Here is a 12,415-nt window from a genome sequence, read left to right as displayed (position 1 = left end):
CCGAGGCGGCGTAGCCACTCCCTCGCGCTGACGACGTGTCAGTGCGCTTGCGGACTCGGCGCGGACCTCCAAGCCCGCCCGACGCCTCCGCCGCTGGTCAGACGGCCTACCGCGAGATCAACTACACGTTGAAGCGGAACTCCACCACGTCGCCGTCCTGCATGACGTAGTCCTTGCCCTCCATCCGGGCCTTGCCCTTCGCGCGGGCCTCGGCGACGGAGCCGGTGGCGACCAGGTCGTCGTAGGAGATGACCTCCGCCTTGATGAAGCCCTTCTGGAAGTCCGTGTGGATCACGCCCGCCGCCTCGGGGGCGGTGGCGCCGCGCTTGATGGTCCAGGCGCGGGATTCCTTGGGGCCGGCGGTGAGGTAGGTCTGCAGGCCCAGGGTGTTGAAGCCGACCCGGGCCAGCGTCGCCAGGCCGGGCTCCTCCTGGCCGACGGACTGGAGGAGTTCGAGCGCCTCGTCGTCGTCGAGCTCCGCGAGGTCGGACTCCAGCTTCGCGTTGAGGAAGATCGCCTCGGCGGGCGCGATCAGGGCGCGCTGCTCGTCCTTGAACGCCTCGTCGGTCAGCTCGTCCTCGTCGACGTTGAAGACGTAGAGGAACGGCTTCGTGGTCAGCAGGTGCAACTCGTGCAGGAGGGCGGCCTGCTCGGTGCCCTTGGTGATGCCGTGCGAGAAGAGGGTGTCCCCGGCGGCGAGGAACTGCTGCGCGGCCTCGGCGGCGGCGAGCACCGCGGCCTTCTCCTTCTGCAGCCGCGCCTCCTTGGTCAGGCGCGGGATCGCCTTCTCGACGGACTGGAGGTCGGCGAGGATCAGCTCGGTGTTGATCGTCTCGATGTCGTCCTTGGGCGACACCTTGCCGTCCACGTGGACCACGTTCTCGTCCTTGAAGGCGCGGATGACCTGGCAGATCGCGTCGGACTCGCGGATGTTCGCGAGGAACTTGTTGCCCAGGCCCTCGCCCTCGGAGGCGCCGCGCACGATGCCCGCGATGTCGACGAAGTCCACCGTCGCGGGCAGCACCCGGGCCGAGCTGAAGATCTCGGCGAGCTTGGCCAGCCGGGGGTCGGGCACGCCGACCACGCCGATGTTGGGCTCGATGGTGGCGAACGGGTAGTTGGCCGCCAGCACGTCGTTCTTGGTCAGGGCGTTGAAGAGCGTCGACTTGCCGACATTCGGCAGTCCGACGATTCCGATGGAGAGCGACACGTGACGACTTCCCGTAAGCAGGGGGTGGGAGCTGGCGCCGACCAGTCTACGGGCCCTCGCGTCGCCGCCCCGCCCCCGTCCACAGCGCCGCCCGGCCCTCGTCCGCGCCGCCGCCCCGCCTCCGCCGCCCCGAGTCGCGCGGCCCTCCCGCCTCACTCGAACGGGCCCCTTCGAACAGAGGACCCAGGCGAGGTAATCCGCGTGTCTCCGACCTGCGTGACGCGCGCGACATGCCTACGTTGAGTAGGTGGAGCAACACACTGCGCGCACAGGCACCGCCGCCCGCCCCGTCCCCGCCGCCCGCGCCGCCGAGCCGGCGCCGCCCCCGCAGCTCGGCCGCCTGGCAGCGGCCGGCCGGTGGCTGCGCGCCCTGCCCCGGCCCCGGCCCCGGCTGACCGGCCTGGGCACGGGCGCCCTGACCACCGTGGTGACGGTGTTGGGCGGGGCCGTCGACTCCCTGCTCTTCGACGGCCCCGGGGTGTTCTTCGGGCTGGTGTTCATCGCCGTGTGCGTCGCCGCCGCCGTGTACGTACGGCCGTACGACCTGGTGGCGGCGCCAGTGGCCGCGCCCATCGCGTTCGCGGTCGGCATCACCCTCACGGCCGACAGCGGCGACGGCAGTCTGGTGGGGCACGTGGTCGGCGTGTTCACCGGCCTCGCGCTGATGACCGGCTGGCTCTACACCGGGACGGTACTGGCCGCCGCGATCGTCGCGGTCAGAGCTTTGCGGCAGCCATCGCGGCGCCGACGATCCCCGCGTTGTTCTGCAGCTCCGCGGGGACGATCTCCGCGCTGATGCCGTGGATCAGCGGCAGGAACTTGTCGGGCTTCCGGCTCACCCCGCCGCCGATCACGAACAGGTCGGGCGAGAAGAGCATCTCCACGTGCGCGAGGTACTTCTTCAACCGGTGCGCCCAGTGCTCCCAGCTCAGGTCCTCGTCCTCCCGGGCCTTGACCGAGGCGCGCTTCTCCGCGTCGTGGCCGTGCAGTTCCAGGTGGCCGAGTTCGGTGTTGGGCACCAGGTGGCCGTCCACGAACACCGCGCTGCCGATCCCTGTGCCGAGGGTGAGCAGGATGATGGTGCCGCCGCGGCCGCGGCCCACCCCGAAGGTCATCTCGGCGACCCCCGCGGCGTCGGCGTCGTTGAGGATCACCACCGGGCGGCCGAGGCGCTCGCTGAGCATCTTGCGCGCGTCCAGGCCGACCCAGCCGCTGTCGACGTTGGCGGCGGTGCGGGTCACGCCGTCCACCACGACGCCGGGGAAGGTCACGCCGAGCGGCCCCTCGTAGTCGAAGTGGGCCACCACCTCGGCCACGCCCTCGATGACGTCCTGCGGCGTCGCAGGATGCGGGGTCGGGATCTTGTACCGCTCGTCAGCGAGGTCGCCCTGGTCCAGATCGACCGGAGCGCCCTTGATACCCGTACCACCGATGTCCACACCGAACATGTTCATGCCCCCCAGGTTAAAGGTGGGTGGATCCGCTCACCTCTTGGCCGATGCCCGCTCGGCGGCCTCCGCACGCAGATCCCGGCGCAGTTCCTTCGGCAGCGAGAACTGGATGGACTCCTTCGCGGACGTCACCACCGACACGTCGTCGAAGCCGCGCGCGGCCAGCCACTCCAGCACGCCGTCGACCAGCACCTCCGGCACGGACGCGCCCGAGGTCACGCCGACAGTGCGCACGCCCTCCAGCCAGCCGTCCTCGCACTCGTCGGCGAAGTCCACCAGGTACGACGCACCCGCGCCGGACTGGAGGGCGACCTCGACCAGCCGGATGGAGTTGGAGGAGTTGCGGGAGCCGACCACGATCACCAGGTCGGCCTCGGCGGCGATCTGCTTCACCGCGACCTGGCGGTTCTGCGTCGCGTAGCAGATGTCGTCGCTCGGCGGGGAGACCAGCCGCGGGAAGCGGTCCTTGAGGGCGTCGACGGTCTCCATCGTCTCGTCGACGGACAGTGTGGTCTGCGAGAGCCACACCACCTTGGACTCGTCGCGCACCTTCACGTTCGCGGCGTCGGCCGGGCCGTCGACCAGGTGCATGCGGTCGGGCGCCTCGCCCATGGTGCCGACGACCTCTTCGTGGCCCTCGTGACCGATGAGGAGGATGTCGTAGTCCTCGCCGGCGTAACGGACGGCCTCCTTGTGCACCTTGGTGACCAGAGGGCATGTCGCGTCGATCGAGGCGAGGCTGCGCTCGGCGGCCTCCTCGTGCACGACCGGCGCCACGCCGTGCGCGGAGAAGATGACGATGGCGTTCTCCGGCACCTCCTCCGTCTCGTCGACGAAGATGGCGCCCTTCTTCTCCAGGGTCTGCACCACGTACTTGTTGTGCACGATCTGCTTGCGCACGTAGATCGGCGCGCCGTACAGCTCCAGCGCCTTCTCGACGGTGATGACGGCTCGGTCCACGCCCGCGCAGTACCCGCGGGGGGCGGCGAGGAGGACACGGCGGGAGGTGTTGGCAGTCATGCGGTCCATCGTACGGTCGCCGCCCGCGGCCGTGGGGGCCCGGCCGCGCGGGCTGTGGACAACGGCGCGCCCCCTGTGGTGTCGGCTCGCCGCGCTAGGGTCGGCGCATGGCTCTCAACACCTCGGCGGAGGCGCCGATCCCGGTCGGCGAGGTGTCGCGGCTGATCGGCGGGTGGATCGACCGGCTCGGCGCGGTGTGGGTGGAGGGCCAGATCACCCAGCTCTCCCGCCGCCCGGGCGCCGGCGTGGTGTTCCTGACGCTGCGCGACCCCTCGCACGACACCTCGCTGTCCGTGACCTGCTATCGCGGGGTCTACGAGCAGGTGGCCGACGTGGTCGGCGAGGGCGCGCGGGTCGTGGTGCACGCGAAGCCGGAGTGGTACGGGCCGCGGGGCACCCTGTCGTTGCGGGCCGCCGAGATCCGGCCGGTCGGGATGGGCGAACTGCTGGCGCGGCTGGAGCAGTTGAAGAAGGCGCTGGCCGCGGAGGGGCTCTTCGCGGCGGACCGCAAGCGCCCGCTGCCGTTCCTGCCCGGGCTGATCGGGCTGGTCACCGGGCGCGCGTCGGCCGCCGAGCGGGACGTGCGGGAGAACGCCCGGCTGCGCTGGCCGGCGGTGCGCTTCGAGGTGCGGAACGTCCCGGTGCAGGGCGCCACCGCGGTGCCCAAGGTGATCGAGGCGGTGCGGCAGCTCGACGAGCACCCCGAGGTCGACGTCATCGTGGTGGCCCGGGGCGGCGGCAGCGTCGAGGACCTGCTGCCCTTCTCCGACGAGCGGCTGGTGCGCGCGGTCGCGGAGTGCGGCACCCCGGTGGTCTCCGCGATCGGGCACGAGCCGGACACCCCGCTGCTCGATCTGGTCGCCGACCTGCGGGCGTCCACGCCGACGGACGCCGCCAAGCGGATCGTGCCGGACGTACGGGAGGAGCTGGCCCGGGTCCGGCTGGTGCAGGACCGGGCGCTGCGGGTGCTGCGCGGCATCCTCGACCGGGAGGAGCGCGGGCTGGACGCGGCGCTGAGCCGGCCCTCGCTCGCGGCGCCCTACCGCATGGTCGAGCAGCGCGAGGCGGAGGTGGCCGACCGGGTGGACCGGGCCCGGCGCACCGTCGGGCACCTCCTCGACCGGGCCGACGCGGACCTCACCCACACCCTCGCCCGCGTGGTGGCCCTCTCCCCCGCGGCCACCCTGCGCCGCGGCTACGCGGTGCTGCAGCGGGAGGACGGCGCCGCGGTCCGCGACCCGGCGGAGGTCACGGCCGGGGAGACGCTGCGCGCCCGGGTCGCCGAGGGGGACTTCACGGTCCGGGTCGGCGAAGACTGAGCGGCCTGAGCGGCTCCGGGCAGCCTGTGGGAGCCGGACACGGGGTCCGCGGGAGTGCGGGCCGAGGCGGAGGAAGAAGGGGGACCGGGTGAAGGACGAGCACGAGTTCCACGACACCGCGGCGCTGCCGTGGCACGCGGACCCGGGCGCGCCCGGGGTGAGCGAGCGGCGGCTGTCCGCCGGGCCTGACCCGGCAACGGAGCTGACCCGGCTGGCCCGCTGGGCGCCCGGGCTCGACACCTCCGCGGCGGGCGTGATCCGGCACCCCTACTACGAGGAGGTGTACCTGCTGGAGGGCGAGTTGGAGGACCTCACCCTCGGCCGCACCTTCACCGCCGGGTACTACGCGTCCCGCCCACCGGGCATGCCGCACGGGCCCTACCGCACCGTGCCGGGCTGCGTGATGCTGGAGATCCGCACCCCCGGGTGAGCCGGGTGAGCGCACGAGCGGGAGCCGGGCGGACCGGGTGGGCGTGAACCGGTTGTGCGGGGGCGGTCCGGCCGGGCCGTCCCCTTCCGCGCCGCCCGGGTCTGTCCGAGCGACGGCCTAGGCTTGCGGTCATGGCAGACCAGGAGCCCGGCACCGTACTCGGCTACGAACAGGCCCGCGACGAACTCGTCGACGTGGTGCGCCGTCTGGAGGCGGGCGGCGCGACCTTGGAGGAATCGCTCGCCCTGTGGGAGCGCGGCGAGGAGCTGGCCAAGGTGTGCCGGCACTGGCTGGAGGGTGCCCGGGCCCGGCTCGACGCGGCGCTGGCGGCGGAGGACGCCGAGGAGGCGGAGCAGGGCGGGCCCGAGTAGGGGCGCCGCTCAGGAGGGCGGGGCCGCGGGGGCGCCTCAGGACTTGAGGGCGCCGGCCAGCTGCTGGAGCCGGCTGTCCGGCCCGGTGCCGAGCACCACGGTGGTGACGCCGTTCTGCTCGCGCGCCACCGCGTGGTACCGCCCGCCGGTGTAGTACGTCCAGCCCACCCCGTGGACGGGAAGCGTCCGGTCGCCGTCGCGGTGCCCGTTGAGCGTCACCTGGGCGATGAACGCGGCCGCGTTGCCGTTGGTCTGCTCCACCGCGGCGTACTGCTGGTCGGGGTCGACGAAACCGATGTGCCAGGTGACGTTCTTGCGGTCGCTGCCGGAGTACGTGACGGAGGTGGCCCGCCACTTCGCGCCGAGGCCCTCGGGGCCGGCCACCGGGTAGGGCGCGTCCCGCCTGGCCTGCTGGAGTTCCACGCTGTAGCCGACCGTCTCGGTCTTGACCGGGTCGGCTTTGGAGTCGTGCGGGATGAACAGATAGATCAGGTACACGACGACGCCGAGCACGAGCATCGACAGGACCAGGTCCCGCACCGTCTTGTTGCCGCCACGCTTGTCCGCTGCCACGGGTCCTATGGTCCCCCATGGGCGTTTGCGCCCCGCCCGCCGGGTACCCGGAAAGGGGACGTCGCTCATGTGACATGCCCCCTGCTCAGATTCGCACCTCACCCGCTACTGTCGCAGCACCCTCATTTTCCGGCCGTCCTCGTACAGAAAGGTGCGCGTGATGACCGAACAGCACTTGCCCCCGCAGCTCGAAGTGAGCCCGGAGGCACCCGACCGCAACCTCGCCCTGGAACTGGTCCGGGTCACCGAGGCCGCCGCGCTGGCCTCGGCCCGCTGGGTCGGCCGCGGCGACAAGAACGGCGCGGACGGCGCGGCCGTCAAGGCCATGCGCACCCTCGTGCACACCGTGTCGATGAACGGCGTGGTGGTCATCGGCGAGGGCGAGAAGGACGAGGCGCCGATGCTCTACAACGGCGAGCGGATCGGCGACGGCACCGGTGCGGAGTGCGACGTCGCCGTGGACCCGGTGGACGGCACCACGCTGACCGCCAAGGGCATGCCGAACGCGGTGTCCGTGCTCGCGGCGGCCGACCGCGGCACCATGTACGACCCGTCGGCCGTCTTCTACATGGACAAGCTCGTGGTGGGCCCGGAAGCGGCGGAGTTCGTCGACATCACCGCGCCGCCCGAGGTGAACATCCGCCGGGTGGCGAAGGCGAAGGGCATCTCGCCCGAGGACGTGACGGTCGTGGTGCTGGACCGGCCGCGCCACGACGAGCTGGCCCGGCAGATCCGGGAGACCGGCGCGCGGATCAAGTTCATCGCGGACGGCGACGTCGCGGGCGCGATCATGGCGGCCCGCGAGGGCACCGGCGTCGACATGCTGCTGGGCATCGGCGGCACCCCGGAGGGCATCATCACCGCCTGCGCGATGGCGTGCCTGGGCGGCACCATCCAGGGCAGGCTGTGGCCGAAGGACGACGCCGAGCGGCGCAAGGCGCTGGACGCGGGTCACGACCTGGACCGGGTACTGCACACCAACGACCTGGTCAGCGGGGAGAACGTGTTCTTCGTCGCGACCGGGATCACCGACGGCGAGCTGCTGCGCGGGGTGCGCTACCGGGCGGAGACGGCCACCACCTCCTCCCTGGTGATGCGCTCGAAGTCGGGCACGATCCGGCAGATCGACTCGGTGCACCGGCTGTCGAAGCTGCGGGCGTACAGCGCCATCGACTTCGACCGGGCGAACTGACGGCGCCGCCCGGGGGCCCCGCCGGCCCCCGGGCGACCGCTCGCACGGCGCTTCCCCCCTGTACGGCGAGCCGCTCCCCAGTACCGCGCGGCCGCTCCCGTTCTGCGTGGCACTCCCCGTACCAGGAACGTCCGCGCCCGGGGGTGCACAGTGGTGGCATGACGAGCACGGAGTTCGGGAGGGCGGTGCGGCGCTGGCGGGAGCGCGTCTCCCCGGAGGCGGCCGGGCTGCCCGGCGGCGGCCACCGGCGGACCGCCGGGCTGCGCCGCGAGGAACTGGCCCTGCTGGCGGGGATCTCGGTCGACTACGTCACCCGCCTGGAACAGGGCCGGGCGGCCAACCCCTCGGAGCAGATCGTGGAGGCGCTGGGCCGGGCGCTGCGGCTGTCCGACGTCGAGCGCGAGCACCTCTTCCACGCCGCCGGCCTGGTGCCCCCGGGGCAGGGCACGGTGCCCGGCTACATCACGCCGAGCGTCCACCGCATGCTGGACCGGCTGGCCGGGACGCCCGTCGCGGTCTCCGACGCGACGTGGACGCTGCTGCTGGCCAACCCGCTGTACACGGCGCTGCTGGGCGAGCAGCACGGCAAGGAGCGCAACGCGGTGTGGCGCAACTTCCTCGGTGCGGGCAGCCGGGTCCGGCACACCCCGCAGTCGAAGGCGGCGCTCGACGTCTCGCAGGTCACCGCGCTGCGCGCGGCGGCGAACCGCTATCCGGCCGACCAGGGGCTGCGGCACCTGGTCGCGGAACTGCGCGAGGGCAGCGAACGGTTCGCCGAACTGTGGGACTCCGGGGCGGTGGGCCGGCACGAGGCGACGCGCAAGACCATCGACCACCCGCAGGTGGGCGCGCTCACGCTGGACTGCGACGTGCTCAGCGTGGCGGGCAGCGACCTGCGGATCATGGTCTACACGGCCGAGCCCGACACCCAGGACGCCGAGCGGCTCGCCCTCCTCGCAATGCCCGGCACCCGCACGCTCGTGGGTTGAGCCGCGCCGCGAAGGGCGGGAAGGGCGGCGAAGGCCGGACCGGAGCGGTACGGAGTCGCGCTCGCGAAGGGGCCACGGCGTGTCCGCGAAGTCGTGCCTGCCCGGCGGGCGAACGACACGACTTCGCGGGCAAGCCCTGGGCCCTAGCCCGCGGCGGCGATCGGCGGGGCGGAGTGCTGGAGTTCGGCCTCACGACGGCGCCTGCGGGCGAGCACCACGCGCCGCTCGGCCGCGGTCATGCCGCCCCACACGCCGTACGGCTCGGGCTGCGACACGGCGTGTTCCCGGCATTCGAGCATCACCGGGCAGCGGGCGCAGACCCGCTTGGCGGCTTCCTCGCGCAGCAGCCGGGCGGCGGTGGGCTCCTTCGACGGCGCGAAGAAGAGTCCCGCCTCGTCGCTCCGGCAGGCGGCCTCCGAGTGCCAGGGGCCGCCGAGATCCCGCGGGTGTCCTGGCGGGAGCGCGGGGTCCGTGACGGGCTCGATCGGTTGAAGCACGGGAAACTCCTGACGACGGCGCTTCGGTTGCCCCCAGGCCCAGCTCTGGGGGTGATGACCACGCTTGCCCGTCGCTGCCCGGAGCCCGGGCGCAGGGGGACCGGACCTGCCGCGCGGCGGCGTGCCGTTCCCCTACCCGCTGTGCGCGACTTCATGCGCACCGTGTTCGTTCCCGCGTACGACACTCGCTCCGGCGTGCGCCACCCCGGACACTCAACAGGACCGTTACCAGCGGGAGTTGGGGGCGCCCCGGCTCGAACTCAGCCCTGGAGCCGCTTCTTGGCCCAGTCCACGACCTTCTTGCCGCGCTTGGCCTTCGCCTCGACCCCGCCCCAGAAGGCGAACCCGATCACCCGGACCACCGGCGCCTGCGGATCGGGGGCTTCGTAGGAACGCACGTCCGCGCCGCCCATGATCCCGATCACGCCGCTGCCGCGCAGCGTGACGTTCTCCGGGACCTTGATCGACACACCGCCCATGACCGCGGTGCAGTTGATGACCAGTTCCGGTGCGGTGAAGGTCGCCTGGGTCAGGTCGATCTCGACGCCGCCCATCACCGCGATCGCGGTGATCCGGCCGCCGACCCGCCAACGCCCCTTGCGCTCGGTCCCGCTGAGGATGCCGATCAGTGTGGGGTTCTCCCCGGTGGACTCGCCGGGGTACGAACGCGGCCCCGCCGCGGGCGAGGTGGCGGCGCTGCCCGCGGGCAGGTCCCGCACCAGCGGCTCCAGTTCGCCGACCGTCTTCGCGGAGTAGACCCGGTCCAGCCGCTCGGAGTGCTCGTCGGCGTCGAGGCGCCCCTCGGCGAGGGCCTCGCGCAGGATGTCGGCGATGCGGTCGCGGTCGGCGTCCGAGGCCCGCAGGGCGCCTTCGACGGGGTGCGGGACCACCGCGGGCCGGGCCGGTTCCTCCGCGGGCTGCGGGCGCTTCTGGAGCGACGATTCGTCCACCGGACCACCGTACACAGACGCGATAGATCGCGACTACCCTGAAATCCGCTCCGGGTCCCCTAGGGGTCGGCGCCCGTCGCCCAGCCCCCGCACGCACCCCCGCACCCGGGGGGCGACGGCGCCCCCGGCCCGCTCCCGACCCGCGGCGGGGGCCGCCCGAACGGGGATCTACCCTGAAGACGCTTCAGCGTCGACGCAGCCGAGTGAGGATTGCCGCATATGCCCGAGTTCACGTATACGGATCTGCTCCCGCTCGGGGAGGACCCCACGTCCTACCGGCTGGTCACCGCCGAGGGCGTCAGCACCTTCGAGGCGGACGGCCGCACCTTCCTCAAGGTGCAGCCCGAGGCGCTGCGGCTGCTGGCGGCCGAGGCCATGCACGACATCTCGCACTACCTGCGCCCGACCCACCTCGCCCAGCTCCGCCGCATCCTGGACGACCCGCAGGCCAGCCCGAACGACCGCTTCGTCGCCCTGGACCTGCTGAAGAACGCGAACATCGCGGCGGCCGGCGTGCTCCCGATGTGCCAGGACACCGGCACCGCGATCGTGATGGGCAAGCGCGGCCAGCAAGTGCTCACCGAGGGCGGCGACGAGGAGGCGCTGTCCCGCGGCATCTATGACGCGTACACGAAGCTGAACCTGCGCTACTCCCAGATGGCCCCGCTGACCATGTGGGAGGAGAAGAACACCGGCTCCAACCTGCCCGCCCAGATCGAGCTCTACGCGACCGACGGCGGCGCGTACAAGTTCCTGTTCATGGCGAAGGGCGGCGGCAGCGCCAACAAGTCCTTCCTCTACCAGGAGACGAAGGCGGTACTGAACGAGGCCGCGATGATGCGGTTCCTGGAGGAGAAGATCCGCTCGCTCGGCACGGCCGCCTGCCCGCCGTACCACCTGGCGATCGTGGTCGGCGGCACCAGCGCCGAGTTCGCGCTGAAGACCGCGAAGTACGCCTCCGCGCACTACCTGGACGAGCTGCCGGCCGAAGGGTCCCCGGCCGGACACGGCTTCCGGGACAAGGAGCTGGAGCAGCAGGTCTTCGAGCTGACCCAGAAGATCGGGATCGGCGCGCAGTTCGGCGGGAAGTACTTCTGCCACGACGTGCGCGTGGTGCGGCTGCCCCGGCACGGCGCGTCCTGCCCGGTGGCGATCGCGGTGTCCTGCTCGGCCGACCGGCAGGCGCTCGCCAAGATCACCGCGGAGGGCGTCTTCCTGGAGCAGCTGGAGACCGACCCGGCGCGCTTCCTTCCGGAGACCACCGACGAGCACCTGGACGACGACGTCGTCCGGATCGACCTGAACCGCCCGATGGCCGAGATCCGCGCGGAGCTGACCCGGTACCCGGTCAAGACCCGCCTGTCGCTGTCCGGGCCGCTGGTCGTGGCCCGTGACATCGCGCACGCCAAGATCAAGGAGCGGCTGGACGCGGGCGAGGAGATGCCGCAGTACCTGCGCGACCACGCCGTGTACTACGCCGGCCCGGCCAAGACCCCCGAGGGCTACGCCTCCGGGTCCTTCGGCCCGACCACGGCGGGCCGGATGGACGCGTACGTCGAGCAGTTCCAGGCGGCCGGCGGCTCGCTGGTGATGCTCGCCAAGGGCAACCGCTCCCGGCAGGTCACCGACGCGTGCGCCGCGCACGGCGGCTTCTACCTCGGCTCCATCGGCGGCCCCGCGGCCCGGCTCGCGCAGGACTGCATCAAGAAGGTCGACGTCGTGGAGTACGCCGAACTCGGCATGGAGGCCGTCTGGAAGATCGAGGTCGAGGACTTCCCGGCGTTCGTCGTCGTCGACGACAAGGGCAACGACTTCTTCCAGGACCCGGCCCCCTCCCCCACCTTCACGTCCATCCCCGTCCGTCCGGGCGCCTGAGCGCGCCGCGCGGGCGGGGGGAACCGTGCTCACCGGTGTCCTGATCGCGGAGAGCCTCCGGGTCGGAGGCGTCTTCGAGGGCGTCCCGCTGGAGGTCACCGGGATGCGCCGGATCGAGGTGCCCGCGCCCGCGGGCGGCCAACCGGGGCGGTGGACCCTGCTGGACTTCCGGGCCCCGGAGGACGCGGCCGAGCCGCTGGCGGCCGCGCTGGCCGGGTGCCTGGCGCCGACCGGCGGGTGGTACGTCAACTACAGCACCGGGGCGGAGGCGTTCGTCGTCTTCGCGGGGCGGGTGTTCCGCTACCCGCGTGGGGACGCCGCCGCCCGCGCCGAGGTCGAGGAGTACGCACGCGGGGTCGGGGTGCCCGAGGCCCAACTGGACTGGGTGGACTGACCCCCGGCCGGCCCGGCGGGGCTGCGCCCGGTCGGCCCGGCGGGGCTGCACATGCACGCCGGTGGCCTGCCGCGATTCCTTCGTACGGCCGCGGGGCACCGCGGGCGCGCCCGGAGGGAACAAAGCTCCCCGGGCAGGCACTGT

At 72.6% G+C, this 12,415-nt stretch carries 14 protein-coding genes; 8 read left to right on the top strand and 6 right to left on the bottom strand.

Annotation, left to right across the window (positions count from 1 at the left end; all coding sequences use genetic code 11):
- Window positions 1–121: 121 nt before the first annotated feature.
- Window positions 122–1,210: a redox-regulated ATPase YchF gene (ychF, locus tag C4U44_RS04410; RefSeq protein WP_103884283.1), complete on the bottom strand. Its 1,089-nt coding sequence runs from the start codon at window positions 1,208–1,210 to the stop codon at window positions 122–124.
- A gap of 247 nt (window positions 1,211–1,457) precedes the next feature.
- Here ychF and C4U44_RS04405 point away from each other — a divergent pair, with 247 nt between their 5' ends.
- Entirely contained in the window at window positions 1,458–2,006 is a 549-nt protein-coding gene (locus C4U44_RS04405; protein ID WP_103884282.1) for a DUF6542 domain-containing protein, read from the top strand.
- Here the strand turns inward: C4U44_RS04405 and ppgK are convergent.
- Window positions 1,927–2,664: a polyphosphate--glucose phosphotransferase gene (gene ppgK, locus C4U44_RS04400; protein WP_103884281.1), complete on the bottom strand. Its 738-nt coding sequence runs from the start codon at window positions 2,662–2,664 to the stop codon at window positions 1,927–1,929. The genes C4U44_RS04405 and ppgK overlap by 80 nt on opposite strands.
- Window positions 2,665–2,694: 30 nt before the next feature.
- On the bottom strand, window positions 2,695–3,690 hold the full coding sequence (locus tag C4U44_RS04395) for a 4-hydroxy-3-methylbut-2-enyl diphosphate reductase (RefSeq protein WP_103884280.1): 996 nt from the start codon (window positions 3,688–3,690) through the stop codon (window positions 2,695–2,697).
- A gap of 98 nt (window positions 3,691–3,788) precedes the next feature.
- Between C4U44_RS04395 and xseA the strand changes: the two genes are divergently transcribed.
- The 3 genes from xseA (at window position 3,789) to C4U44_RS04380 (ending at window position 5,801) form a co-directional block, all read left to right on the top strand.
- Window positions 3,789–5,000 carry an exodeoxyribonuclease VII large subunit gene (gene xseA, locus C4U44_RS04390; protein ID WP_103884279.1) on the top strand — a complete coding sequence of 404 codons (1,212 nt, stop codon included), beginning with the start codon at window positions 3,789–3,791 and terminating at the stop codon, window positions 4,998–5,000.
- A gap of 88 nt (window positions 5,001–5,088) precedes the next feature.
- On the top strand, window positions 5,089–5,430 hold the full coding sequence (locus tag C4U44_RS04385; protein WP_103884278.1) for a cupin domain-containing protein: 342 nt from the start codon (window positions 5,089–5,091) through the stop codon (window positions 5,428–5,430).
- 131 nt (window positions 5,431–5,561) lie between these two features.
- Window positions 5,562–5,801 (top strand): exodeoxyribonuclease VII small subunit, encoded by a 240-nt coding sequence (locus tag C4U44_RS04380; protein WP_103884277.1) that lies wholly within the window; start codon window positions 5,562–5,564, stop codon window positions 5,799–5,801.
- Between the two features lie 36 nt (window positions 5,802–5,837).
- On the opposite strand, the gene C4U44_RS04375 is transcribed toward C4U44_RS04380, so the two are convergent.
- Entirely contained in the window at window positions 5,838–6,374 is a 537-nt protein-coding gene (locus C4U44_RS04375; protein ID WP_235031803.1) for a DUF4245 domain-containing protein, read from the bottom strand.
- 160 nt (window positions 6,375–6,534) lie between these two features.
- Here C4U44_RS04375 and glpX point away from each other — a divergent pair, with 160 nt between their 5' ends.
- Window positions 6,535–7,566, top strand: coding sequence for a class II fructose-bisphosphatase (gene glpX / locus C4U44_RS04370; protein ID WP_103884275.1), 1,032 nt, complete (start codon window positions 6,535–6,537; stop codon window positions 7,564–7,566).
- Window positions 7,567–7,724: 158 nt separating this feature from the next.
- Entirely contained in the window at window positions 7,725–8,555 is an 831-nt protein-coding gene (locus C4U44_RS04365; RefSeq protein ID WP_103884274.1) for a helix-turn-helix transcriptional regulator, read from the top strand.
- Between the two features lie 143 nt (window positions 8,556–8,698).
- Here the strand turns inward: C4U44_RS04365 and C4U44_RS04360 are convergent, their stop codons facing one another.
- Together C4U44_RS04360 and C4U44_RS04355 are read right to left on the bottom strand one after the other, a co-directional pair.
- A complete protein-coding gene (locus C4U44_RS04360) occupies window positions 8,699–9,052 on the bottom strand; it encodes a WhiB family transcriptional regulator (protein ID WP_103884273.1) in 354 nt (117 codons plus the stop codon).
- A 260-nt stretch (window positions 9,053–9,312) separates the two neighbouring features.
- A complete protein-coding gene (locus C4U44_RS04355) occupies window positions 9,313–10,002 on the bottom strand; it encodes a DUF1707 SHOCT-like domain-containing protein (RefSeq protein WP_103884272.1) in 690 nt (229 codons plus the stop codon).
- A 219-nt stretch (window positions 10,003–10,221) separates the two neighbouring features.
- Here C4U44_RS04355 and C4U44_RS04350 point away from each other — a divergent pair, with 219 nt between their 5' ends.
- Both C4U44_RS04350 and C4U44_RS04345 read left to right on the top strand, forming a co-directional pair.
- Complete coding sequence (locus tag C4U44_RS04350) at window positions 10,222–11,877, top strand: fumarate hydratase (RefSeq protein ID WP_103884271.1); 1,656 nt, start codon at window positions 10,222–10,224, stop codon at window positions 11,875–11,877.
- A gap of 25 nt (window positions 11,878–11,902) precedes the next feature.
- Window positions 11,903–12,271 carry a hypothetical protein gene (locus tag C4U44_RS04345; protein WP_103884270.1) on the top strand — a complete coding sequence of 123 codons (369 nt, stop codon included), beginning with the start codon at window positions 11,903–11,905 and terminating at the stop codon, window positions 12,269–12,271.
- Window positions 12,272–12,415 lie beyond the last annotated feature (144 nt).

The sequence above is a fragment of the Actinacidiphila yanglinensis genome (assembly GCF_900107965.1).
Taxonomy (GTDB): Bacteria; Actinomycetota; Actinomycetes; order Streptomycetales; family Streptomycetaceae; genus Actinacidiphila; species Actinacidiphila yanglinensis.
The sequence above is the reverse complement of the archived record's forward strand: the minus strand, read 5'-3'. Positions and strand labels throughout refer to the sequence as shown.